This window comes from Thiomonas sp. FB-Cd (genome assembly GCF_000733775.1).
Classification (GTDB): Bacteria; Pseudomonadota; Gammaproteobacteria; order Burkholderiales; family Burkholderiaceae_C; genus Thiomonas_A.
In genome coordinates this window covers 1,424,760-1,447,649 of the sequence record NZ_JPOE01000005.1, presented here as the reverse complement: position 1 = coordinate 1,447,649, position 22,890 = coordinate 1,424,760, and the positions used below count along the sequence as shown (strand labels likewise).

Below are 22,890 nucleotides of genomic sequence, written 5' to 3'. Positions count from 1 at the left end.
CCCTTTACACCCGCACTTTTCCAGTCACGACACTTGCCACAAGAGTCGAGCGTAGCTCTGTAAGCTTCTCTATCTCTGAACGTACTGCCGCGATCACAGCGTCTGCCTGCGAAATCTGTTTTTTTGTTTCGTACTCAATCTTGTCTTGTTCCTCGCGTGGAGGAAAACCAAGTTCCATGTCAAAAAACATGTGCGAATAGAGCCGCAGTCGTGAGGAATGCAGTCCGGTTGAGCGCTTGTTGTACTCGGCCACATAAAGTGTCGAACGCAGCAAGTGTTCCAAATACCAATTGTTAAAAGTACCTTCTTTCAGCTGACGGTAAACACCATAGGACGGGCTGACAATTCCAGTTCGATCAGATACCCCCAAGGCTCCCATCCACGCCCACATGATGTTGAAGACCAGATCGTTTGGGCGGCAAAGCTTGGAGCCGGAATAGTCCTCGGCCATGAACATGTAGATGTTTGTTTTTTCGGAGCGAGGTGTGACTCCGGTCATGTGTGAGACAGACAACAATTCTTCCTCGCCACTGACCGAGCGCTCGTCAATCTCACGAAACAGGTATTTCGCCCGCTTCACTTGCCAGTGCGAGGGAATCTTATCGATCCACGAGATGCCACTCTCACTCTGGGGGGCATCAGGGCTCAGGCCTTGCGTGACAGCCTTGTTGATCAGTATTGCCTTTTGCACTTCGAGCAACTCAATCAGCCGCTCTTTCTTCGCAATCGCGGCATCGATTTCGGCGGTTTTTTGGTCGAGGAAGGTAACGATGCGGTCTTGTTCGTCTCGCGGCGGCAGTGGAATAGGAAGGCGCTTGAAATCCCAGAAGTCGATGTTCTGGCGAAGCCCAGAGCCCATACCGTAAAAGACCTTCAGTGCGTCGTAGCTCGCCAGCAATCGAAACACATACTCTGGGTTGATTTCGGGATTACACCTCAAGCCCAGGTAGGCTGAGGTGATCATCCCTTCGTCCTTGGCGTGACCGACTCGCAGGCTGGTTTGATCGTTCTGTAGGTCAGTGGTGCGGATGACGATATCGCCAGGCTTGATAAGCTGGTAGCCCTCAAACGATGCCGGCACCAAGCCTGTCAGCTTCTCTTCTGGCTTGATGACGATGTGCCCGTAGCTCAGCGAAAGTACAGTGCTTTCCACCAGTCCCTTGTTGCGGTCCTTGTTTTCCTTGAAGCAGGTGAAACCGGGGCGAACCTCCCAATGCGCAGGAACATCCCCGAGCCATTTCACCCCGCTGGGTGCGTAGCTCTCGTAGCGCTGCATCACACCACCTCCTTCAAGCGATCAACCGACCAAAGCAGTTCGGCAATGCCCTTGTAGAGGCTAAATCGTTCATCGAAGTTAGCCTTCTTGAACTCGGTGAATGCCTTGAACGGCAGACCTGTTTCTGCCTTCAGGTTGAGGAAGCCGGGGTTGTGGACGTAGCACATGGGATGCAGTGAACGGGCCAGCAGGTTTTCACTTTGGTAGTGCTCCAGCTTGTCGCTGTAGGCCTTGTCATTCAGGCTCGCATTGATCTTTTTCGGCAGCAGAACCAGGCCGCCCACCTTGTTGCGGTGCGTGGAAAACTCCTGCGCATGGGCGAATTCATCGGTGTGGCGCTCGAAGTGGTTGGCCCACAGGTGTTCGATCTCGTAGGAGTTCTTGCCGGAGCGAACGATGTATTCCAGATACCGCCCTGGCTGTCCGCTTTGCTCTTCCAGCCAGTGCGTAAAACGGGCCAACTGGCGATGCAGGCTCTTGGCATTCCAGTTGTTGAGGTAGGGCTGGTCGTCGAGCGGCAGCTCCTTTTGATCGTTGGTCAGTCGGGTGATCAGCTTGTCACGCAACGCATCCAGCGACAGGTTGCGCAGTTCCTTAGTGAGCAGGAAGGTCGCGTATTGCAGGGTGGAGTAGTCGATGGACTTGAAATTCCACAGGCGGCGATTCAGCCAGCAGTCGAGGTAATCCGCCGTCAGCTTGAGCTTGGCCTTGACCGTGGCTTCGTCATCGGTCGGTAGCAGCGGGGCCAGCAACACCTGAAATTGCTGGGTAAACCCGTGGTCCGCATTGAAGCGGACAGACTCCAGCCCTTCCTTCAAGGTCTCGGACGCTTCCAGTAATTCCAGGTAGACGCGGGCGAAGAAACGGAGGTCTTGGCGCACCCAGCGGTTGAAATCATCGCTGGCATTCAGGCCGATCAGATCGTCCTTCGCGCGTACCCAGCGGTGATATTCGGTGCCGATCAGATCGAAGTCTTCCGGCTTCGCGCCTTTCTTGCGCTCCCGGATGTCCTGCGCGTACTTGGCACGCAGCCAGGCCTTGAAGAAATCAGCTTCGCTTTCCTTCGTGTCGCGCTCGCTGTCCCGCTTGGCAAATGTCAGCAGCCAGTGCTTGATTTCCTTGTTAGCCTCGGCCCGCTTGGCAGTGTCGGTGATACTTGCCAGCAAGTAGCCCTTGAGCATGTCGGTGTTTGAGAGCGACAGCCCACGGTCGTTCATGGTCTCGAAGATCGTGTAGGCATCGGCATCCGCATAGGCCGAGATCTCAACCAGTTGGGTCTTGTTACGTAGCCAATCCACGAAGTACGGCAGTGCCTTGTCGTTCGCAATCTCGGCGGGGAAGGCTTCTACGATGTCGTTGTAGCGGCCGATCAGGTTCTGGATCGATTCGACCTGATCTACCGCGTCATAGGGCGTGCCATCGAACAGTGCGTTCATGCACTCGTTGCGTTCGGGGATGTCGAGGTTGAAAGACTTCTCCCCGTACTCTTCGGAGAAGATCATCTTTTCGATCGAAACTGCGTCAGGCCGGTCTTTCTGGATGTTGTGTAGGTAGATCAGCAGCAGGGTGAGGCTGGTCAGCCGTTGCTGACCGTCCACGATCTGCTTTTTCTCATCCGGTTGGCTGATGACGATGGAGCCCAAGAAGTAATGCCCGTAAGAGGCTACGTCCTTGCGTTCGTGCTGCGGCTGGTACTCTTCCAAGAACGCCGTGGTGAGGTCGGAGACCAGTTCGACGATCTGCTTGGTCTGCCACTTGTATTCGCGCTGGTAGTAGTCGATGCCGTACTTGGTGTCGCTCAGCAACTCGCGCACGCTGCGCGTCTTGGCCTGAATTTCCTTCATTGCTTGGCACCCGATACAAAGCTCACCAACTGCTTGAGAAGGCCATCCGTCTCGGCCTCCAGCGCCAGGATTTCCGCCGTGACTTCTTCCAGGCTGCGCAGCGGCTTGTGCTGGTAGAAATACTTGTTGAAGCTGATCTCGTAGCCGATCACGGTCTTGTCGATGGCGATCCATGCCTCGTCCACATGCGGGCGCACTTCGCGGATGAAGTAGTCATGGATCACGCTGGAGGCCGACAGGCTGGTATCGAGCGCCAGCGGGACATTCTCGGTATCGCGCAGCTCGCTGTCCGGCTCGTACTCGATGTATTCGCCGGTTGGTGTCGCCATGTAGCCATAGTCGCCAAGCTTGTCGCGGGTCGTGCCCAGCTGGAACAGCAGATCGCCCAGCTTGGCAGCGTTGAACTTGTGGACTTTCTTGATGACCTTCTCGGCCCGCTCGTCACGCCAGCTGACGGCGTTGAGGATTTGCTTGCGTGCCGGTGCAGCCAGCTTCAGGCCCAGTGCTTTGAGGGCGTCATCGACGATGCCCTCAAAGTGGTTGAAGTCGAGGAATTCGCCGTTGCCGATCCTCTCTGCCAGTTGCCGTGCGGCCTGCATGATGCCGCGTTGCTCGCGCCATGTGGCTTCGGACAGCAGTTCCTTGCGGTTTTTGGGTGAAAGGGTGATCTCTTCGCGCTCAAGGTGCGCTTCGATGGCTTCGGTATGGGCCTTCAGTTCGGTGTAGACCTCGTCACCGTACTTGTCGAACACCCACTCCATGATGTCCTGCATGCCCGGCGTGAAACGCAGAGTGCCGATGCGCTCGGGGCTGAATTGCGCAGCCAGTCGAAGCGGGCGCTCCACCGTGACCTTGTAGTAACCGAAATCGCGGTTGTTGAAGATTTTAGAAATGCCGTCGTTCGGCATTTCCAAGTAAAGCTGGGTGATCTGGTGGATGTGGTCGTCGGTGAATTCGCAGTTCTTCTCACCCAGGTTCTTGCGTAGCTTCTGGTACAGGTTGCTGGCGTCGATTAACTGAACCTTGCCTTTGCGCGCATCGGCCTTGTTGTTGGACAGGACCCAGACGTAGGTGGTGATGCCGGTGTTGTAAAACAGGTTGTTCGGCAACTGGATGATGGCTTCGAGATAGTCGTTCTCGATGATGCGGCGGCGGATATTGCTTTCGCCACCGCCAGCATCCCCGGTAAACAGCGCAGAGCCATTGTGGACGGAAGCGATGCGCGAGCCCATCGGGCTGTCGCTGCGTCGCTTCATCTTGTTGACCATCTCCATCATGAACAGCAGCTGGCCGTCCGACGAACGCGGGATTGCTGGGTAGAAGTCGTGTTCCTGCCCGGTGTAGTCAGACAGATTGACCTGAAAGCGATGGTCGATCACGTCCTTGCCATCGACGATGCTTTTCTGGTCGCTCTTCCAGCTCTTTCCGTAGGGCGGGTTCGTCAGCATGAAATCGAAGCGCGTGCCGGAGAAATCGTCGGTTGCCAGCGTGGAGCCGAACTTGATCTTCTCCGGGTCGTTGCCCTTGATCATCATGTCGGACTTGCAGATGGCGTAGGTCTCGGGGTTGATTTCCTTGCCATACAGAAACACGCCCACATTGGCTTTGATCACGCCTTCGGGGTCGGTGATGAATTTCTGCGACTCGGTCAGCATGCCGCCGCTGCCGCAGGCCGGGTCGTAGATGGTCAGTGGATTGGGCAGCTGGTCCTTGACCGGGATGAAGACCAGATTGGTCATAAGCTCGATCACTTCACGCGGCGTGAAATGCTCACCGGCCTCTTCGTTGTTTTCTTCGTTGAACTTGCGGATCAGTTCCTCGAAGACGTAGCCCATGCCCAGGTTGGACAGTCCCGGCTGGGTGCGCCCATCCGGGCCTTTGCGCTCGTTGGGGCTGAGGTTGATCTGGTCGGACACGAACTTTTCGATCACGTCGTGCAGCACGTCCGACTGCGCCATCTTGCGAACCTGATTGCGCAGGTCGAACTTCTCGACGATCTCCTTCACGTTGTCGGAGAAGCCATCGAGGTAGCTCTTCAGGTTGGCTTCCAGCTGGGAGGGGTTGCCCAGCAGCGACTTCAGGGTGAAGCGGGAGGTGTTGTAGAACACGTAGCCCGATGCCTCACGCAAGCCGTGCGGATCGAGATCGGCCATTTCCGCGTCTTCACGCTGGAAGCGGACCTCTTCAAGCACCGCTTCCTTGGTAGGCTCCAGCAGGCAGTCCAGACGGCGCAGGACGAACATCGGCAGGATGACATCGCGGTACTTGCCGCGCACAAAAACATCCCTGAGGCAGTCGTCAGCGATTGACCAGATGAAGCTGACGATCTTGTTATGTACTGAATGATCCATTCTGTTCTGTTTTTCTCCGGGCAGCAGCCCGTATCGTTCCCGAAAGCCCGCTGACTGCGGGCTTGCATTTCATTTCTTTGGCGGCTTTTCTTGGACGGCATCGGCCTTCAGGCCATGCTCTTGCGCGTAGTTCAGGATCAGCACTTCCATCATCGATGCGATGGAGCGGTGTTCTTTTTCGGCAGCCATGCGCAGAAGCTGTTTGATGTCTGTCGATGTACGGATGGACAGGGTTTCGTCCTTTGGGCGCTTCATGACGTAGTCCCGGATTCATTGTCCTGCAAATGTACTGCGTTGTGCTGGGGTTGAATAGGACAGAATGCGCCCTTCGCACGTGAACGTGCGAGTGGGGATGGCTTCAGGCCAGAATTACCCAGGTTTGGACATCAATCCGCATTCTTGGCTTTTTGGTCTTGCAAGCGCAATGGCGGATTCCAACGCGCTTCGTGCAGCACCCGATGCATCTCGTCAATGAGCTCATTGGCTGACATCGGCTCGCCAGTGGGTTTGCCAATCGTTCGGTTGAGCACGAAATTGCCGGGTTCGATCTCGACGAAGCGTACGACGTCCCCGAGCTCCAAACCGAGGACGCGGCGAACGAACAGTGGAAGGGTGATGCGACCGCGGTCTGAGACTTTAGCTGTGGTCATGATGATCGGCTCCTATGGATCGGTGAACATTCACCACAGGATGAGGGAAAGTTTTCCCGCGTTCATCGCAGCTACTGCGTAGCTACAGCGGTGCAACCTGCCAACGACGCACATTTGGCACCAAAGAGAATCAACTCGGCGTGGCATACCCAATGGCATACCGGAGAACGCCGAAAAGAAAAAAGACTAAGTAAATCAATCACTTAGTCTCATGTACTGGCGGAGAGAGGGGGATTCGAACCCCCGAAGGGCTGTTAACCCTTACACGCTTTCCAGGCGTGCGACTTAAACCGCTCATCCATCTCTCCGGCAACCCTATATCGTAACAGCCCCAGTCGAGATTTAGTGGGACCCTGAGGCTCGGTTTTCAACGCGTTCCGGCATGGCTCAACCATCCGCGTCGAGCGCATCGCCAAGTTCGACGGCACGCCGGGCGGCCGCGTGTATCGCTTGGTCAAAAGCCTGTGCGACCTCACGCTCAGCCAGAACGGCAAGCGCAGCCGCCGTGGTTCCACCCTTGCTTGTGACCTGCGCGCGAAGTTCTGCAGGCGACAACGGTGATTGCGCTGCGAGCGCAGCGGCTCCCGCGAATGTGGCCAATGCCAGACGCTTGGCGGTGTCCGCCGGCAAACCCAGACGCACGCCCGCTTCCTGCATCGCCTCCACCAGATAGAACACATAGGCCGGGCCCGATCCGGAAATGGCCGTCACCGCGTCGAGTTGCGCCTCCTCCTCCACCCAAATCAGGCTTCCCGTCGGCGCCAGCACCTGTTCGGCTTGGGCTCGATCAGCCTCGCTACAGGCAGAGCTTGCGTACAGGCCCGCAATGCCCTGGCCGATGAGTGCAGGCGTGTTCGGCATAGCACGCACAATGCGTCGCGCCCCTGCTCGACGCGCGATCGCCTCGCAACGCACGCCGGCCATCACGCTGATATGGAGCGCGTCCGACAGCTGCGGTGCGCAGGCTGCAGCATTGACGAAGCTCTGCGGCTTGACCGCCCACACCACCACAGCCGCTGAGCGCAACTCTGGACCTGCGTCGGCGCACGCGCAGACCCCAAAGCGCTCCTGCAGCAGCGCGCGCTGAGCCTCGGAGGGCTCAACCACGATGATCGAGGACCCCGGCGACCCGGCCTGGATCAGGCCGCCAATGACAGCGCTGGCCATGTTGCCGCCACCGATGAAAGCGAGAGTGGGAACGTTCATTCGTGCATTATCGCGGCATCCGAAGCACAGTCCTGGCTTGCCAAAAGGCGCAGATCCACGCTCACGCATTGCTGCCGCCCGACCCAATCAGCTAAAGCATGCGAGCATGTCAGCGCCACGCGAGTGAGCCGGGTATGTGCGAATCCCCTCTCGACCGACACGGTCTTGCAAACCATGTGATTCTGGAGCCCCCCCCAAGATCGGTATTGCATTTCAATCGTCTTGACCGAAACTCTTGTGGTTAATCGGCAAAATTTGGTGGCAGATTCGGTCTGGACACCCTGAACTGAAATGCAGTGAGGCGTTTAAAAGGGAAGAAATCGGATGAATCACCCGCCTCAACTCCTGCGGAAAATCGGCAAAACGTCATGGCTCCCGTGAACTTTCCGGTGCGGCGCAACACTGACTGAATACTGTGTCCACGAAGGATGTGCCATGCAAGCCCAACGAGTCGCGCAATCAGCCTTTTCCATGCCCCTGTCCAGTCCAGCCTATCCACGGGGACCCTACCGCTTCATCGACCGCGAATTCCTGATCATTACGTATCGCACTGACCCCGCCCTTCTGCGTGAGATCATCCCCGAACCGCTCGAGCCTGCCGGAGACACCGTCAAGTTTGAATTCATACGCATGCCGGACTCGACCGGGTTCGGCGACTACACCGAATCCGGCCAAGTCGTGCCGATTACTTACAAAGGTCAGCCCGGCACCTACCAGATCGCAATGTTCCTCGACGACGAAGCACCGCTGGCGGGCGGTCGTGAGATCTGGGGATTCCCCAAAAAGCTGGCCAAGCCGCGCTTGCGTGTGGAGTCTGACACGCTCTTGGGCACGCTGGATTACGGGTCGGTACGCATTGCCACCGGCACCATGGGCTACAAGCACGTAGTGCTGGATACGGAACAGGTGCGCAAGGGCCTGCTGGCGCCGAACTATCTGCTCAAGATCATTCCCGATGTGGACTGCTCGGCACGCATTTGCGAGCTCGTCACCTACTCACTGGAAGACGTCTCTGTGAAGGGCGCGTGGACCGGCCCCGCCGCACTGGAACTCCACGCGCACGCGTTGGCGCCGGTGTCCCAACTCCCCGTGCGAGAAGTCGTGTCTTGCGTCCACATCGTGTCCGATCTCACCTTGGGCCTGGGCACCGTTGTGCATGACTACCTGAAGTAAGCAGCGAAAGTTGATGACTGCCGGTGGATCACCGCACGAGGGAGCCCATTTTCGATGACGGCTGGAACATCATTCGAGTTCGAGTTCAAAACACTGGGAGATTGATCCATGAAAGACTCCGCAAGCGCCCTCGACCGCGTCGACCGCCGCATTCTCGCTCTGCTGCAAAACGATGGCCGCATGTCCAACCTCGCGTTGGCACAGGCCGTTCACCTCTCACCGACTGCGGTGCTCGAGCGCGTGCGCCGCTTGGTGCGCGAAAAATTCATCCTCGGCTACGAGGCCAGGCTCAACCCGCAAAAACTGGGCGCGTCACTGCTGGTTTTCATTGAGGTTGTATTGGATCGCACCACGCCTGATGTCTTTGAGCAGTTCAAAGCCGCCGCACGCAACCGGCCGGAGATTATGGAATGCCATATGGTTGCCGGCGGTTTCGACTATCTCCTCAAAACGCGCGTGGCTGATATGCCCGCCTACCGCGAGTTTCTGGGTACCGTTCTACTCAGTCTGCCTGGGGTGCGCGAAACCCACACCTATGCGGTGATGGAAGAGGTGAAAAATTCTCAGGCGCTCCAGGTCGATTGACATCGCGCCGCCCGGTTGACACGCAAAGCGCGCCGATTTCTCGCGCCATGAGCCAGGCGGCAAGGCCCAGCACCTGGAACCCGCCAAAGTCGGGGCGCCTGCGTTCGCGTCGGCGAGGAACGCTCCATGCATCACCGCACCTCGCCGAGGATAACGCCCACTGAATGCATGCGGGCGTCACGCGCAGACGATCTTGGTCTTGGCGCCATGATCTTGAAGCCATCCCGGAGCTTCTTGCCGTGTTGGCGCCGATCGGGGCTCCCCCCTGCCCCAGGGGGACGCTACTGTCAACACTCAGGACGGCCTTGGCCGTCGGCCCATCCTTGGCCAGCGGCCACCGCCTACGTTGCACGGCGGGAAGACGCCCAAAAGTGGTGCTTTCTACAATGTTTGCATGACTTCTTCACCGCGCAGCCGTTCAGCCCCTGCGGTACAGGCTTGTGAGGGGCCTGCGCGAAAGAGCACTCGCCGTGGCGCACGTACAGGCCCCGCCCAGCCACGCGACTCCACGCACTCGTCCGGCCCATCACCCGGCGAGCGCCTGGGGCTGCGAAGCGATTGGGATTACGCGCTGCACCTGCCACTGCACTACCTTGACGAAACGCGCATTTCGGCAATTGCCTCACTGCGCGACGGTGTCGCGGCAGTTGTACAGGCGCGCGTTGTTCAAGCGGAGGCTTCTGCAGGGGTGCGAAAGCAACTGCGCATCCAGGTGCAGGATGCCAGCGGTACGCTTAACCTGCGGTTTTTCCACTTTTACCCAAACTGGCAGCGCCAGTACCCGCCAGGCAAGCTGTTGCGCGTGCGCGGAGAGCCGCGCGCGGGGCTGTTTGGCATGGAAATGGTGCATCCAACGTGCCATGCGGCGCAGCCGGATGAGCCCTTGCCTGAGCGGTTGACCCCGGTCTATCCAGCGGCCTCCGGGATCAGCCAGGCCTGGTTGCGCAAGGCGATCACGGGCGCGCGTGCGAGGCTTGACGCGCGCGAATGGTTGCCCGCCGATTTGCTCTCGCGCCTTCGATTGCCGGACATCGCCAGCACACTCGATGTGCTGCATGCGCCGCGACCCGAGGTGTCCTTGGCGTCGCTGGAAGATCGCAGCCACCCGGGATGGCAGCGCATCAAATTTGACGAGCTGCTCGCACAGCAGATCGCACAGCAGCAAGCGCGCCTTGCACGCGCCGCCTTACGCGCCTGGCCGCTGCCGGCGCGCAATGGCCCCCAGAGTCTGGGCGATCGACTCCTTCAAGCGCTTCCCTTTGCGCTGACGCCTGACCAAGAGGCCTGTGCAGCCGAGATCGCTGCGGATCTTGCACTGACGCAGCCCATGCATCGGCTGCTTCAAGGGGACGTCGGCAGCGGCAAGACCGTGGTGGCGGCGCTCGCGGCGGCCCAGTCCATTGATTGCGGGTTTCAGTGCGCGCTGATGGCGCCCACCGATATCCTCGCCACCCAGCATCTGCGCAAACTGGCCGACTGGCTGGAGCCACTGGGCGTGAGCGTCGCGTGGCTCTCGGGCGCTCAAACTCGACGCGAACGCGATGCTGCGGTGCAGGCCGCCGCGAGCGGCGCGGCGCAGCTCGTCGTCGGCACCCACGCGGTGATCCAGGAGAAGGTGCGCTTCCACCGTCTGGGGCTGGCCATTGTCGATGAGCAGCACCGATTTGGCGTTGCCCAACGCCTGAGTCTGCGCGCGAAGGGACTGGATGAGGGACTTGAGGGAGGGGCGGGCGATGGCGTGCGGGAGCCGCACCTGCTCATGATGAGCGCCACCCCCATTCCCCGTACGCTGGCCATGGCTGTGTTCGGCGACCTGGACGTTTCCACCATCGCGCACCTGCCCCCTGGACGCAGCCCGGTTCGCACGCGTGTGTTTGACGAAGCGCGGCGCGACGCCGTGATTGCCCGTGTGCGTGCCCTCGTCGCGGCGGGACGGCAGGTGTATTGGGTGTGTCCGCTTGTCGAGGAGTCAACCGCGAGACCAACCGCCACGCTGCCTGCCCACAGACGCAGCGACGAGCGCCGCGGCAGGGCGTTCACCCAGGCCGGCGGTGAAGTCCTCGATCTGCGCAACGCCGAGGCCACGCATGCCGAGCTGCAGGCGGCCTTGGGCAACGATGCCGAGCGGGTTGGACTCTTGCACGGGCGCATGCCAGCGTCGCAGAAGGCACAAGTCATGGCCGATTTTGCGGCTGGCCGGCTGCGCCTTCTGGTGGCGACGACAGTGATCGAGGTTGGTGTGGACGTACCCGCGGCCACCCTCATGGTGATCGAGCATGCCGAGCGGTTCGGCTTGTCGCAACTGCATCAGTTGCGAGGCCGGGTGGGGCGTGGTGCTGATGCCTCCGAGTGCCTCTTGTTGTTCACGCCACCGTTATCCGAGATGGCGCGTGCACGGCTGCTGGCCGTGCGCGACACCAATGATGGCTTCGTGCTGGCCCAGAAGGACCTGGAGCTGCGCGGGCCTGGTGAGCTGCTCGGCCAGCGACAAAGTGGTGTGCAGATGCTGCGCCATGCTGACCTGCATACCGACATCGCTTTGCTTGAGGCCGCGCGGGACGCAGCCGTGTGGCTGCTGCACCACGACCCGGGGGCGGCCCATGAGCACTTGCAGCGCTGGCTTGGTGGACGTTTGGACTGGCTGGCCGCTTGAGTCGAGCACGCACTGTCCACGCGCCCGTTCCATGGCTCGCGTCATAGTTGTAATTGATGAAAACTGTAATACAATTTTCAAAAACTATGACACTCACTGAATTACGCTACATCGTCGCTGTCTCCCGTGAGCTGCATTTTGGTCGCGCGGCCGAAGCCTGTTTCGTCAGCCAGCCGACTCTGTCGGTGGCCATCAAGAAGCTGGAAGACGAGCTGGACGTGAGGATTTTCGAACGCGGCGGCAACGAGGTGAGCATCACGCCGATTGGCCAAGAGATCATTGAGCAGGCCCAGCGCGTGTTGGAGCAGTCCGCGTCGATCAAAGAAATTGCAAAGCGAGGCAAGGATCCGCTCGCAGGTCCGCTGCGGTTGGGCGTGATCTATACGGTTGCCCCTTACCTGCTGCCACCCTTGGTCAAGCGGGTGATCCAGGTCACCCCTCAGATGCCGCTTCTTTTGCAGGAGCAGCTGACAGTCAAGCTCCTGGAGATGCTGCGCAATGGGGAGCTGGATGCTGCCATTCTTGCCGAGCCCTTTCCCGATCATGGCTTGGCGATTGCGCCGCTGTACGACGAACCCTTTTTGGTTGCCGTACCCCACGGGCACCGGCTGTCCCGCTGCGCGCCGGTGCGGAGCGAGGCGATCAAAGATGAAACGATGCTGCTGCTCGGCACCGGCCATTGCTTCCGTGACCATGTGCTGGAGGTCTGCCCCGAGTTCGCGCGCTTCTCTCCAGGGTCTGATGGGATACGCAAGAGCTTTGAGGGATCCTCGTTGGAAACCATCAAGCATATGGTCGCCTCCGGCATGGGCATCACCATTCTGCCCAGGATGTCCGTACCGTTTGAGCCCGGCAATGCTCCGCCCGATGGACCAGGGCAGATCTGCTACGTGCCGTTCTGCGATCCCGTGCCTTCACGACGCGTCGTGCTTGCGTGGCGCAAGAGCTTTACCCGAACCGAAGCCATTGAGGCGTTGCGCCGCGCTGTGCTGGATTGCGAACTTCCCGGTGTGGTCAAGCTGGAGGCCGCAACAACAGGACTTGAACCGCACGCTCAGGCGGCGTGAACGGTCACGCCAGCGCGCACCAGCCGCACGCGACCGATTAGGCCGCCCGCCTTTGCAGCTTGCTCCTGCGCCAATACGGCGCTGCAAGCCCACAAGGTCGCTGCCGGCTTTCCCCTCTTCGACAAAGTGGCGCGTTCAGCCCGCCTCTGCGTTGCACACCAACCCCGCATCGAGTCGTGCAGCACCCGCGAGCACGAGACCGTCCAACGTTTCCGAAAACAGAGTTCTCATGTCGCAGCCTGGCCAGAAGCATCGTGCCGTGCGCGTCACCAGTTCGGCGTCCTCGAACCAGGCGCGAAGGGCTTCGCGGGCAATGCTCGGCTGCTGCAACAGTTGAAACTTCAACAGGACACGCAGACCATGACGAGCGTGGCGCGAGGGGTCAGCCTCAAAGGCCTGCAGGCGAGAGCGCGCACGCGCGAGTGAGGCATCCACGTCGACGAAGGGCGCACCATGCCCTGGAATGACGCAGGCGGGGTCAAGCGCTTCGATGACTTGCAACGTCTCGCGTGTGGCGCCGAATCCGGCCTCGCCAACCATCTCGGGAAAGATGACCCCAAATCCGTGCTCCCACAGCGCGTCACCACTGATGAGAATCCGGGCCTCGTGCTGAAAAAGCATCAGTGCGTGTGGATCGTGGCCGGGGGCCGCATACACACGCCAGCGCAGCCCACCCAGGTCTAAGCTGTCGCCTGCGCCAATACTGGCTGCGGCGGAAAAACCGGCTGCCTGTTGGCCGGTTGCCCGGAAGCTCAGCGCGTCCTCGTCCCAGGCGTTCACCGCGTGAAGTTCGCCCACGGGCACCGTAATGGTGCAGCTCGCCGTTCCACCCGCCGCTGCCTGCAAAGCGGCGTTGCCGCCGCAGTGGTCGGAGTGCAAGTGCGTATTGACGATCCGCGTCAGCCTTCGGCGGCCCATCGCAAGCCGCACGAGCGCCACGGTCTGCGCCGCATGCAGCACGTAGCCAGTGTCCACCACGCTTGCCGTGTCGTCGTTGTCGAGGAACAATATGCTGTTGGCAGAAAGCCATCCACGTTCGAGCACGTGGACGGAGGCGGGCAGGAAAGGAATGGGCATCGGCCGAACTCAGTCATGGGCATGGGTGGACTTGGCGCGTGGACCACACCTTATCGGCGCACGTAGCCACCAGCGAAGCGGGGGTTCACACGGACGTTTAGCATAAGGCGAATCACCAAGTGAGGAATTGGCATGGACAGACCTCCCCTGTTTTCCTCGGATTTGCAAGCCGCCTACGAGCACCTGCACGCAGCCAGCCGCGCCGAGCCCTATCCCGCATGGTCAATCCGCCGCGACCGTCTGCGCCGTCTGGCTGCGCTCATCCGCGCCAACGAAACACTGTTGTGCCAAGCCATCTCGGACGACTTTGGCCACCGCTCGGCTGCTGAAACGCAAGTGCTCGACGTCGTGCCGTCGCTCGAGGCCATCCGCCACGCGCTGCGTCACGGCGCGAGCTGGATGCGCCCGCGCCGCGCATCCACCTCCATCTGGTTCTGGCCGGCGCGCGCACAACTGCTGCCGCAGCCGCTTGGGCTCGTGGGCATCATTGCGCCCTGGAATTACCCGCTTTACCTGGCGGTCGGCCCGTTGGCGAGCGCCTTCGCGGCGGGTAACCGGGCGATGGTCAAGCTATCCGAGTTCAGTCCTGCTTTCGGCGCCCAGTTTTCGCGCCTTGTGCGTGCGGCATTCGACCCGGCCGAGCTGGTCATCTTTACCGGCGGAGCCGACGAAGCCGCGGCGTTCTCCAGCCTGCCTTTCGATCATCTGCTATTCACCGGCTCCACCGCCGTGGGCAAGCGCGTAATGGCGGCGGCAAGTGCCAACCTCGTCCCGGTCACCCTGGAACTCGGTGGCAAGTCGCCCGCCGTGCTCACCCCGGAGTTCGATGTGCAGCTTGCCGCGGACCGAATTGTTTACGGCAAGCTCGTCAACGCCGGGCAAACTTGCGTTGCGCCAGACTACGTGCTGCTGCCGCGCAATGCGCTCGAGGCCTTCGCCACAGCATGTGAGCGCGCGGCGCGCCGCCTGTACCCGCAAGGCCTGCGCAGCCCTGACTATTGCAGCATCATCGACATGCGCCACTACAGCCGTCTGACAGCTCTGCAGGCGCATGCGCATGCGGCTGGCGTGAAGCTGCATCCACTCTTCGCTGGCACGCAGCACATGGATCTGCAGCACCGACTGGCGCCTGTCCTCTTCATTGACCCCCCGGACGATATTGCGTTGATGCAGGACGAGATCTTCGGCCCCTGGCTCCCGCTGGTCCCCTACGACAACGTCGAACAGGCCATCACGTACATCAACGCCCGCCCACGCCCGCTGGCCTTGTACTGGTTCGACCGCGACAAACGTCGCATAGGCCAGGCACTGCGCGCCACCCACGCGGGCGGCGTGACGGTGAACGACACCCTGTTCCACGTGGCGCAAGATGATTTGCCCTTCGGCGGGATCGGCCCCTCGGGCATGGGGCAATACCACGGCCGCTTGGGTTTCGAAACCTTCACCAAGCTCAAGCCTGTGTTGTATCAGCCGCGCCTGGCCGGGACGGCGCTCGTGCGCCCGCCCTACGGGAAGGCCTTCGCGCGCCTGATCGCCATGATGAAGCGCTGACGACCGAGCGCTCATGACAGCGCTCTGGCTACGCCGCCTGCTGCTCGCCCAACTTGCGTTGCTCGTATTCGCGGGCGCCGCCCTTGCTGCGGTCGGCCACGAAGTCGAAGGCATCCTGCTCGCACTGTTCGGCCTGCCCCTCGCGTATTTGGTGCTCACGGGGTTGCACGTGGCGCTGTTGTCGCTCTGGTGCGCCCGCCACGCCACGCCCGGTTGTGCGGGCGCGGCGCGCGCACGGATGTGGGTGACCGAATCGTGGCTCCAGATGCGCGCCTTCATGTGGCTGCAGCCCTGGCGCGCCCAAACCCTGCCTGACTCCCCAGGCACGCCACAGAACGGCCCCGGGGTGGTCCTGGTGCACGGGTATTTGTGCAACCGCGGGTTCTGGAACCCGCTGCTGGCGCGGCTGGAAGCCCAACGTACGCCCTGGGTGGCAGTCAACCTGGAGCCCATGTTTGGCGATATCGCCGCCTACGCCCCGATCATCGACGCGGCCGTCACGCAGCTTGCGGCGTCCACTGACCGTGCGCCGGTCGTCCTCGCGCACAGCATGGGCGGACTCGCCGTGCGTGCATGGCTGGCCGAGGATGCAACCCATGCGCAGCGCGTGGCTGCCGTGGTTACGGTCGGCTCCCCACATGGGGGAGCCTGGATCGCGCGCTGGGGCGCCACGTTCAACGCTTTGCAGATGCGGCCGGCCAACCCCTGGCTACAGAGTCTGCAGTCCCGGGAAAGCCAAATGAGGCAGCCGCCGATATGGTGCGTCTCAAGTGCCTGCGACCAACTCGTCTACCCTGAACAGGCAGCCTTGCTTCCAGGCGCCCTGCCCGTGCATGTCGCAAACGCGGGACATTTGGGCCTGGCTTTCGACCCGGCGACCTGGGCTGCCCTGGGAGCCGCATTAAAGCTCGCCAGTGGCCGTACGCACCGCTGAACCGCCCTTAGGGCCTTTGTCGCCGGCCGTCCACCCCTCGCAGATGCCGATCCGGGCCGCGCCATCGGCGCTGGCCGCCACCTGGCGCGCTCCACAGTCGGGCGATGCGCCCAGAGTGTTGGTCGCCGATGCCGAACGGGCCGCGCGAGCGGCGCCCAGCGGCCGCATGCCGGTGGATGGCGGCCCAAGCACCGGAGTTGCGGAGCAACCGCCTCAGAAAGCCGCTCGACCTTACGCTGGCTGTGGGCGGTGCAATCCAAGCTTGATCACAAAATCAAGCTGGCCCGTGGCGTTTTCGACCCATTCGTCCAGATGACTCAATAGGCTTCGATGCGGCACCTCGAGATACGCTTCGGTCTCGCTACCCGCCACATGCACCTCCATGCCTGCGCGGCGCGCAATGCCCATCATTGCCGCGTTTTGCGTCAGGCATTGCATCGTCATGGCCTGGATGCCACGGTTGCGTGCAAACATGGCTGCGCGCTGAAATAGCCGTGTTCCAATGCCCTTGCCGCGACCCGCCGGAAGCACGGAAACGCCAAACTCGGCCTGACAGCTTTTTTCGGGCGCGCACGACACGGCAATGTGCGCCACAGCAACCAGTTCGAGCTTGCGGTTGAAGACGCCAAAGACCTCGTCACGCGCGAAATCGATACGATTGACGTAGGCGCAAATCTGCGCATCGCTGGCCACATACCCAAACCGCAGATACCGGTCCTCCTCGCCCAGCGCAAGGAAGTGGGCGAACAACTCCGGCTTGTGCTCGACGCCGATGGCACGAATGGGAACCACCGGCTGACTGCGCCGGTTGAAATACGGCAATACATCGAGTTCGTGGCGTGGCTGCACCGCGCCCTCGAACGCTGGGAAGTCTCGGGATGTCATCATTGGATTGGAGAGCAAGGTCCGGGGACGGAGTGATCGCTCATTTGCTGCAATGCAACAAATATAGGCGCAATAGCCCACAAAGCAAACAAAAGGGTTTTCCCTACGGAGCGGCCCCCCGCTCACGTGGCGCGCCAAATGCTTGGCAGGCATGACGTATTCTGGCTAGAATCAAGGGCTCCGGTTTTTTGGGCCGCCGGAACAGCAGTTCGTGGTTTGCCGCATGAATGGAAGGTCACGCCCTCCCCGGGGTCTTCCAGGCCGGCACTTCAGACAGCCGCGAGCAGATACGGGAGCGCCCGCCAGCGTCACCAAGAGCGGGACAAAAAGGCCACAAGCTTCAAGCAGCACCAACATCCATGAAAACCTTCAGCGCCAAACCGGCCGAAGTGAAGCATGAATGGTTTGTGATTGACGCGACGGACAAGGTCCTCGGCCGTGTCGCCAGCGAAGTGGCACGTCGCCTTCGCGGCAAACACAAACCCATTTACACGCCTCACGTAGACACCGGCGACTTCATCATCGTTGTCAACTCCTCCAAACTGCGCGTCACCGGCAACAAGGCGGAAGACAAGATTTATTACCGTCACACGGGCTATCCTGGCGGCATCTACGCCACCCGCTTCAAGGACATGCAGGCCAAGCATCCCGGGCGCGCCCTGCAACTGGCGGTCAAGGGCATGTTGCCCAAGGGGCCACTGGGCTACGCCATGATTAAGAAACTCAAGGTCTACGCCGGCGCGGAACATCCGCACAGCGCGCAGCAACCGCAGAGCCTGGACCTTTAAGGAGCGGCCATGATCGGAGATTGGAATTACGGCACCGGCCGCCGCAAGAGTTCTGTGGCCCGCGTGTTCATCAAAAAAGGCAACGGCAACATCACTGTCAATGGCTTGGCGCTTCAGGAATATTTCGGTCGCCAGACGTCGATCATGGTGGTCAAGCAACCGTTGGTCTTGACGCAGAACGAAGCGCTGTTCGACATCAAGGTGAATGTACGCGGTGGCGGCGAATCCGGCCAAGCCGGAGCGGTACGCCACGGCATCACCCGTGCGCTGATCGACTACGACGCAGCACTCAAGTCGGCACTGTCCAATGCCGGCTTCGTCACACGTGACGCCCGCGAAGTGGAGCGCAAGAAGGTCGGCTTGCACGGCGCGCGTCGCCGCAAGCAGTTCTCCAAGCGCTGAGTTTCGCAATGGAGTGTTGCGCCAGCCCGAGCTGGCGCAATCCGCAAAGGCCCGTCCAAAAGATGGGCCTTTGTTTTTTCGTTGGACGCTCGCCTTTCTTCGAGAATCGCTCCCGGTCATGCAAATTGGGCGCCGACCGGCGAGCCCGACAGGATGAGTGCCCCTGACCCGTCCTGCGTAAGGCGCCTGCGCGCATTAACATCGAAGCCTGCAATGCGGAGGCAAATCGATGGAAAGGGTGCGGATCGGAATTGTTGGGGGCACGGGCTACACGGGTGTTGAACTGTTGCGCTTGCTCGTGCGCCATCCCCATGCCGAGCTTGTGGCGATCACATCACGCAAAGAGTCCGGCTTGGCCGTGTCGGAGATGTTTCCCAGCCTGCGTGGGCATACCGACCTCCACTTTTCGAGCCCCGACACCGCCCCCCTGGCGCAGTGCGACGTGGTGTTCTTCGCAACCCCGCACGGGGTTGCCATGAGCCAGGCACGCGGCCTTCTCGAGGCTGGCGTGCGCATGATCGACCTGGCAGCCGATTTCCGCCTGCGGGACGTCGGCGCGTTCGAGCGCTGGTATGGCATGCCGCACGCCTGCCCGGATCTGCTCCAGGAGGCTGCGTACGGATTGCCCGAACTCAACAGGCAAACCATCCGCCGGGCGCGCATTGTCGCCAACCCCGGCTGCTACCCGACCACCGTGCAGTTGGGTCTGGCGCCGCTACTGCGTACGGCCGGCCTGGTCGACGCCGGCCATCTCATCGCCAATTGCGCCTCAGGCGTCTCCGGTGCTGGTCGCAAGGCCGAAGTGGGACTCCTTTTTGCAGAGGCAGCTGACAACTTCAAGGCTTACGGCGTGAGCGGGCACCGCCATGGCCCGGAAATCAACCAGGAACTGCGCCGGATTGCAGGCCTGACCGACGATGACGAGCGCGTGCACTGCCTGTTCATGCCACATCTGGTGCCGATGATCCGAGGCATGCACGCCACGCTGTATGCACGGCTGACGTCGCAAGGTGCCAAGATCGACCTGCAGGGGCTGTATGAGAATTTTTATGCCGACGAACCATTCGTTGACGTCCTGCCTGCGGGAAACGCCCCGGAGACGCGCAGCGTGAGGGGCGCCAACGTGCTGCGTCTGGCCGTACACAGGCCCATGCCCGACACGGCGATGATCCTGGTCGTGCAGGACAATCTCACCAAAGGCGCCTCGGGTCAGGCAGTGCAAAACATGAATCAGATGTTCGGCCTGCCCGAGACGGCTGGCCTGGAGGGGCTGGCACTGCTGCCCTGAGGCTTGTGGGTGTTTTCAGCCAAGGCCGCGCACGGATTGGTCGGCGGCCTAGAATTAGCGCATTCATTAGGAGGTTGCCATGAGCGCACTCATGCAAGACACGAACGCCCTTGCCACGACCACGGAAATGCCTGGCCCGCTGCTGTTCACGGACAGCGCTGCGGCCAAGGTCAAGGAACTGATTGACGAGGAAGGCAATGCCGATCTCAAGTTGCGCGTGTTCGTGCAGGGTGGCGGCTGTTCGGGTTTCCAGTACGGCTTCACGTTCGATGAAGCGGTCAATGAAGACGACATGCAGATGGTGAAGAATGGCGTCACCCTGCTGATCGACGCCATGAGCCTGCAATATCTCACCGGCGCGGAGATCGACTACAAGGAAGGGCTGGAAGGCGCGCAGTTCGTGATCAAGAACCCGAATGCCACCACGACCTGCGGTTGCGGCTCGTCCTTTTCCGTCTGAGCTTCACCGCTGTGTAGTCAAACCGCGTAAACGGCACCAAGCACACGCGGGCCCGCAGCACCAGTGACCGCAGGGATATTACCCGGCAGACCGGCGAGCGTCTGAGCCGCGAGCCACGCGAAAGCTGCCGCCTCGACCTGCTGAGGCGGCATGCCGCGTGCGGCGGAACTCATCACGTCCACGCCCGGCACGAGTCGGCGCAAGCGTTGCACCAAATCGGCGTTTTCCGCTCCGCCACCGCATACGAGCAGGGTCCGCGCCTGCGGCAGGTGACGCCGCAAATCCTGCGCCACGGTCGTGGCCGTGAGTTCCGCCAAGGTGGCCTGCACGTCCTGCGGTTGCAGTGCGGCATGCGAAGCAAGTGCGCGCTGCAACCACGCCAGGTTAAAGCGTTCCTGTCCCGTGCTCTTGGGCGGCAAAGCGGCGAAATACGGCTCGGCAAGCAGGTCATGCAGCAGGGCAGCAGAGACGCCCCCACCGGCCGCCCAGCTTCCACCTGCATCGAATTCGCTGCCCAGATGTTTCTGGACCCACCCGTCAAGCAGGGTATTGGCCGGACCACAGTCGAAGCCGATCGTGCTGCCGGCCTGGTCAATCAATGTCAGGTTCGCGATGCCACCAAGGTTCAGCACGGCCAATGCCTCGCCGGCGTGCCAAAACGCAGCGTGGTGAAAGGCCGGCACCAATGGTGCACCTTGTCCACCAGCAGCAATATCGCGGCTGCGAAAGTCGGCAACCACAGCGATTCCGGTGCGCTCGGCCAGTAGCGCAGGGGCATTGATCTGGACGCTGTAGCCACGGTCCGGTCGGTGCCGCACCGTCTGCCCGTGTGCGCCAATCGCACGCACAGCGCTCGGCGCGAGCGCTTCCTGACTCAGCAATTTGGTGACCACCTGCGCATAGACATCCACAAGCTCGATGGCAGCGCGTTGCGCTTGATGAATCTCATCGGGGCACGACTGGGTCAGCACCAACAGATCGGTGCGCAATTGGCCAGGGAAAACCTGGTGGGCGTGCGAACGCACGCGCAAGTGGCTCGCCGAGGAGTGCCGCGACTCCTGAGCCGCTTCCGGGCTTCGTGCAAGTTCAAGCAAAACGCCGTCCACCCCGTCGAGCGAGGTCCCGGACATCAGGCCGATGTACAAATCAGCCGCCCTGGGCGGAGCGTGGCGCAATGTGGTCATGCGCGGGCGAAGGCTCCTTCGGCCCCTTTAGTCGAGTTCAACCGCTGGGGCCGCGCTGGCCAGGCGCGATGCGCCTCCCATTGCTGCAGCCAATTGGGTGCTGAAGACGGCGGTCGCGGCGAAAAACCCCGCTCGCTCGCCAGAGGGCAGGGACGGGCTTGGCGGCATATAGGCGGCAATCTTCAGCGGATCCACCAGTCGGCCCCTGACATGGAGTTCAAAGTGCAGGTGCGGAGCCGTCGACCAGCCCGAATCGCCCGACTTGGCGATGACCTGACCGCCTGTGACGTGTTGGCCCGCGTGCACGTCAATTCGACTCAGGTGCGCGTACACCGTCTCGAAACCGCCAGGATGATCAATTTTCACGACATTGCCGTAGCCGGATTCCTTGCCAGCCTTGACGACGCGGCCGCTTGCGACGGTGCGCACCGGCGTGCCCACGGTCGCATGGAAGTCCACGCCCTCGTGTAACTGCGCGCGCCGGGCTATGGGGTCAAAGCGCATGCCGAAAGGCGACGTGACCTTGCTGACTGCCAGCGGTGAGGTGAGCCAACCGCGCTGCAGAGCATGGCCTTGCGGGGTGTAGTAGGCGCCTTGCCCTGGGTTATCGCGCGGAGCGAACCACAGCGCCTGCAACCGCTTGCCATGACTGGTGAGCTCGGCAGCAAGCACACGCCCCGTGCCCACCGTGCGGCCATTCGCCATGAACACCTCATAGACCATGGCAAAGTGCTCGCCGGCAGACAGATCGTGATGGACATTGAGCCGGTCGGCGAAGATCTGGCGAAGCTGGACCATCACATCCGGCGCGAGGCCCGCCCTTTGCGCCGTCTCGGCGACGCTGCTCCCGATCTCCCCCGCGGCAATGGCCGTCTGCGTGTGCAGGTCAAGCGGCACGAGGCGCGCGGTCCAGCCTGCCGCAGATGGGGCGAGCGTGAGCCGCTTGCCCTGCGGCGCGAGATCGGCAACACGCAGCACCTCGCCTTGCGCCCCATGACCGGCGGAGGGAGCAGGGGATCCTCCAGCGCGGGGCACCAAGGTGGCTTCAAGCTTGCGCAGCTGCCCGGTGCTGTCAACTTCGGCCACCACTTCCGAACCGATGTTGCCCCCCGCGACAAGGGCGCGCATCTGGGCGTCCCTGCTGAGGGTATGCAGCGTTGTCGGGTCGGTCACGCCCAAGCGCCCCAGCAGGGTCTGCACCGTGTCGTCTCGACCGATCTGGGTGCTGTCATGCAACACCACTGGCTGTTCATCCAGGGACTCGGCTTGCGCCGCGGCGTCCGTCTGCAGCGGGATGGTGAGGAGCGTTGCGGGCCGGAGTGCCGGGTCATGCGAATCAGGCGCAATGGCATAGGCAGTAACGCCTGCCCCCATCAGCACCACGCCGGCTGCGAATGCCGCGCGCCCCGGATGTCCACGAAACACGGCGCGCAAAAGACACGCCGCGGAAGTCGCTCCATCGTGCGCTGCTCGCAGGGCTGTGCGATACCCGCTTGAGCGCTTGGTGGGTGCCATG

General features: G+C 61.5%; 20 protein-coding genes and 1 tRNA gene. 10 read left to right on the top strand and 11 right to left on the bottom strand.

Annotation, left to right across the window (positions count from 1 at the left end; translation table 11 throughout):
• Positions 1 to 4 precede the first annotated feature (4 nt).
• The 7 genes from CD04_RS0120485 to proC form a co-directional block, all read right to left on the bottom strand.
• On the bottom strand, positions 5 to 1,276 hold the full coding sequence (locus CD04_RS0120485; RefSeq protein WP_031410229.1) for a restriction endonuclease subunit S: 1,272 nt from the start codon (positions 1,274 to 1,276) through the stop codon (positions 5 to 7).
• Positions 1,276 to 3,120, bottom strand: coding sequence for a DUF262 domain-containing protein (locus CD04_RS0120480; protein WP_031410227.1), 1,845 nt, complete (start codon positions 3,118 to 3,120; stop codon positions 1,276 to 1,278). Before CD04_RS0120480 ends, CD04_RS0120485 begins: the two co-directional genes overlap by 1 nt.
• Positions 3,117 to 5,471: a class I SAM-dependent DNA methyltransferase gene (locus tag CD04_RS0120475; RefSeq protein WP_031410225.1), complete on the bottom strand. Its 2,355-nt coding sequence runs from the start codon at positions 5,469 to 5,471 to the stop codon at positions 3,117 to 3,119. Before CD04_RS0120475 ends, CD04_RS0120480 begins: the two co-directional genes overlap by 4 nt.
• 69 nt (positions 5,472 to 5,540) lie before the next feature.
• Entirely contained in the window at positions 5,541 to 5,726 is a 186-nt protein-coding gene (locus CD04_RS0120470) for a hypothetical protein (protein WP_031410223.1), read from the bottom strand.
• A 131-nt stretch (positions 5,727 to 5,857) separates the two neighbouring features.
• Positions 5,858 to 6,121 carry an AbrB/MazE/SpoVT family DNA-binding domain-containing protein gene (locus CD04_RS0120465; protein WP_031410220.1) on the bottom strand — a complete coding sequence of 88 codons (264 nt, stop codon included), beginning with the start codon at positions 6,119 to 6,121 and terminating at the stop codon, positions 5,858 to 5,860.
• Positions 6,122 to 6,338: 217 nt separating this feature from the next.
• Positions 6,339 to 6,429 (bottom strand) — tRNA-Ser (locus CD04_RS0120460).
• Positions 6,430 to 6,508: 79 nt separating this feature from the next.
• Positions 6,509 to 7,327, bottom strand: a complete 819-nt coding sequence (proC, locus tag CD04_RS0120455; protein WP_031410219.1) for a pyrroline-5-carboxylate reductase — start codon at positions 7,325 to 7,327, stop codon at positions 6,509 to 6,511.
• A 435-nt stretch (positions 7,328 to 7,762) separates the two neighbouring features.
• On the opposite strand from proC, the gene CD04_RS0120450 reads away from it, so the two are divergent.
• From CD04_RS0120450 to CD04_RS0120435, 4 genes are all read left to right on the top strand, one after another.
• Positions 7,763 to 8,500 carry an acetoacetate decarboxylase gene (locus CD04_RS0120450; RefSeq protein WP_031410217.1) on the top strand — a complete coding sequence of 246 codons (738 nt, stop codon included), beginning with the start codon at positions 7,763 to 7,765 and terminating at the stop codon, positions 8,498 to 8,500.
• Positions 8,501 to 8,608: 108 nt separating this feature from the next.
• Positions 8,609 to 9,085: an Lrp/AsnC ligand binding domain-containing protein gene (locus CD04_RS0120445; protein WP_031410215.1), complete on the top strand. Its 477-nt coding sequence runs from the start codon at positions 8,609 to 8,611 to the stop codon at positions 9,083 to 9,085.
• A gap of 394 nt (positions 9,086 to 9,479) precedes the next feature.
• The gene (locus CD04_RS0120440) at positions 9,480 to 11,738 is read left to right on the top strand and encodes an ATP-dependent DNA helicase RecG (protein WP_081858111.1); all 2,259 of its coding nucleotides are present in this window, start codon (positions 9,480 to 9,482) and stop codon (positions 11,736 to 11,738) included.
• A gap of 86 nt (positions 11,739 to 11,824) precedes the next feature.
• Positions 11,825 to 12,805: a hydrogen peroxide-inducible genes activator gene (locus tag CD04_RS0120435; protein ID WP_038168622.1), complete on the top strand. Its 981-nt coding sequence runs from the start codon at positions 11,825 to 11,827 to the stop codon at positions 12,803 to 12,805.
• Positions 12,806 to 12,940: 135 nt separating this feature from the next.
• Here CD04_RS0120435 and CD04_RS0120430 read toward each other — a convergent pair whose 3' ends face one another.
• A complete protein-coding gene (locus tag CD04_RS0120430) occupies positions 12,941 to 13,882 on the bottom strand; it encodes an MBL fold metallo-hydrolase (RefSeq protein ID WP_031410208.1) in 942 nt (313 codons plus the stop codon).
• 132 nt (positions 13,883 to 14,014) lie between these two features.
• On the opposite strand from CD04_RS0120430, the gene CD04_RS0120425 reads away from it, so the two are divergent.
• Both CD04_RS0120425 and CD04_RS22335 read left to right on the top strand, forming a co-directional pair.
• Positions 14,015 to 15,433, top strand: a complete 1,419-nt coding sequence (locus CD04_RS0120425) for a coniferyl aldehyde dehydrogenase (RefSeq protein ID WP_031410205.1) — start codon at positions 14,015 to 14,017, stop codon at positions 15,431 to 15,433.
• Between the two features lie 13 nt (positions 15,434 to 15,446).
• On the top strand, positions 15,447 to 16,367 hold the full coding sequence (locus tag CD04_RS22335) for a triacylglycerol lipase (RefSeq protein WP_051849479.1): 921 nt from the start codon (positions 15,447 to 15,449) through the stop codon (positions 16,365 to 16,367).
• A 231-nt stretch (positions 16,368 to 16,598) separates the two neighbouring features.
• Here CD04_RS22335 and CD04_RS0120410 read toward each other — a convergent pair whose 3' ends face one another.
• The gene (locus CD04_RS0120410) at positions 16,599 to 17,255 is read right to left on the bottom strand and encodes a GNAT family N-acetyltransferase (protein WP_051849478.1); all 657 of its coding nucleotides are present in this window, start codon (positions 17,253 to 17,255) and stop codon (positions 16,599 to 16,601) included.
• Positions 17,256 to 17,611: 356 nt separating this feature from the next.
• Here CD04_RS0120410 and rplM point away from each other — a divergent pair, with 356 nt between their 5' ends.
• The 4 genes from rplM (at position 17,612) to erpA (ending at position 20,190) form a co-directional block, all read left to right on the top strand.
• Positions 17,612 to 18,040, top strand: coding sequence for a 50S ribosomal protein L13 (rplM, locus tag CD04_RS0120405; protein WP_031410197.1), 429 nt, complete (start codon positions 17,612 to 17,614; stop codon positions 18,038 to 18,040).
• A 9-nt stretch (positions 18,041 to 18,049) separates the two neighbouring features.
• Positions 18,050 to 18,442 carry a 30S ribosomal protein S9 gene (gene rpsI / locus CD04_RS0120400; RefSeq protein ID WP_031410194.1) on the top strand — a complete coding sequence of 131 codons (393 nt, stop codon included), beginning with the start codon at positions 18,050 to 18,052 and terminating at the stop codon, positions 18,440 to 18,442.
• Between the two features lie 229 nt (positions 18,443 to 18,671).
• Entirely contained in the window at positions 18,672 to 19,730 is a 1,059-nt protein-coding gene (argC, locus tag CD04_RS0120395) for an N-acetyl-gamma-glutamyl-phosphate reductase (protein ID WP_031410192.1), read from the top strand.
• 91 nt (positions 19,731 to 19,821) lie between these two features.
• Positions 19,822 to 20,190 carry an iron-sulfur cluster insertion protein ErpA gene (gene erpA, locus CD04_RS0120390; RefSeq protein ID WP_369792873.1) on the top strand — a complete coding sequence of 123 codons (369 nt, stop codon included), beginning with the start codon at positions 19,822 to 19,824 and terminating at the stop codon, positions 20,188 to 20,190.
• A 17-nt stretch (positions 20,191 to 20,207) separates the two neighbouring features.
• Here erpA and CD04_RS0120385 read toward each other — a convergent pair whose 3' ends face one another.
• Entirely contained in the window at positions 20,208 to 21,374 is a 1,167-nt protein-coding gene (locus CD04_RS0120385; RefSeq protein WP_051849477.1) for an anhydro-N-acetylmuramic acid kinase, read from the bottom strand.
• Positions 21,375 to 21,401: 27 nt separating this feature from the next.
• Positions 21,402 to 22,889, bottom strand: a complete 1,488-nt coding sequence (locus tag CD04_RS0120380; RefSeq protein WP_051849476.1) for a M23 family metallopeptidase — start codon at positions 22,887 to 22,889, stop codon at positions 21,402 to 21,404.
• Position 22,890: the final 1 nt, after the last annotated feature.

Excerpts from the sequence above, each read along its gene's own strand:
- CD04_RS0120435 (WP_038168622.1), top strand. The coding sequence starts at position 11,825 with ATGACACTCACTGAATTACGCTACATCGTCGCTGTCTCCCGTGAGCTG.
- CD04_RS0120475 (WP_031410225.1), bottom strand. The coding sequence starts at position 5,471 with ATGGATCATTCAGTACATAACAAGATCGTCAGCTTCATCTGGTCAATC.
- CD04_RS0120385 (WP_051849477.1), bottom strand. The coding sequence starts at position 21,374 with ATGACCACATTGCGCCACGCTCCGCCCAGGGCGGCTGATTTGTACATC.
- CD04_RS0120450 (WP_031410217.1), top strand. The coding sequence starts at position 7,763 with ATGCAAGCCCAACGAGTCGCGCAATCAGCCTTTTCCATGCCCCTGTCC.
- rplM (WP_031410197.1), top strand. The coding sequence starts at position 17,612 with ATGAAAACCTTCAGCGCCAAACCGGCCGAAGTGAAGCATGAATGGTTT.
- CD04_RS0120465 (WP_031410220.1), bottom strand. The coding sequence starts at position 6,121 with ATGACCACAGCTAAAGTCTCAGACCGCGGTCGCATCACCCTTCCACTG.
- CD04_RS0120485 (WP_031410229.1), bottom strand. The coding sequence starts at position 1,276 with ATGCAGCGCTACGAGAGCTACGCACCCAGCGGGGTGAAATGGCTCGGG.
- CD04_RS0120430 (WP_031410208.1), bottom strand. The coding sequence starts at position 13,882 with ATGCCCATTCCTTTCCTGCCCGCCTCCGTCCACGTGCTCGAACGTGGA.
- CD04_RS0120480 (WP_031410227.1), bottom strand. The coding sequence starts at position 3,120 with ATGAAGGAAATTCAGGCCAAGACGCGCAGCGTGCGCGAGTTGCTGAGC.
- rpsI (WP_031410194.1), top strand. The coding sequence starts at position 18,050 with ATGATCGGAGATTGGAATTACGGCACCGGCCGCCGCAAGAGTTCTGTG.
- CD04_RS0120440 (WP_081858111.1), top strand. The coding sequence starts at position 9,480 with ATGACTTCTTCACCGCGCAGCCGTTCAGCCCCTGCGGTACAGGCTTGT.
- CD04_RS0120470 (WP_031410223.1), bottom strand. The coding sequence starts at position 5,726 with ATGAAGCGCCCAAAGGACGAAACCCTGTCCATCCGTACATCGACAGAC.
- CD04_RS0120425 (WP_031410205.1), top strand. The coding sequence starts at position 14,015 with ATGGACAGACCTCCCCTGTTTTCCTCGGATTTGCAAGCCGCCTACGAG.
- CD04_RS22335 (WP_051849479.1), top strand. The coding sequence starts at position 15,447 with ATGACAGCGCTCTGGCTACGCCGCCTGCTGCTCGCCCAACTTGCGTTG.
- CD04_RS0120410 (WP_051849478.1), bottom strand. The coding sequence starts at position 17,255 with ATGATGACATCCCGAGACTTCCCAGCGTTCGAGGGCGCGGTGCAGCCA.
- proC (WP_031410219.1), bottom strand. The coding sequence starts at position 7,327 with ATGAACGTTCCCACTCTCGCTTTCATCGGTGGCGGCAACATGGCCAGC.
- CD04_RS0120445 (WP_031410215.1), top strand. The coding sequence starts at position 8,609 with ATGAAAGACTCCGCAAGCGCCCTCGACCGCGTCGACCGCCGCATTCTC.
- argC (WP_031410192.1), top strand. The coding sequence starts at position 18,672 with ATGGAAAGGGTGCGGATCGGAATTGTTGGGGGCACGGGCTACACGGGT.
- CD04_RS0120380 (WP_051849476.1), bottom strand. The coding sequence starts at position 22,889 with ATGGCACCCACCAAGCGCTCAAGCGGGTATCGCACAGCCCTGCGAGCA.
- erpA (WP_369792873.1), top strand. The coding sequence starts at position 19,822 with ATGCAAGACACGAACGCCCTTGCCACGACCACGGAAATGCCTGGCCCG.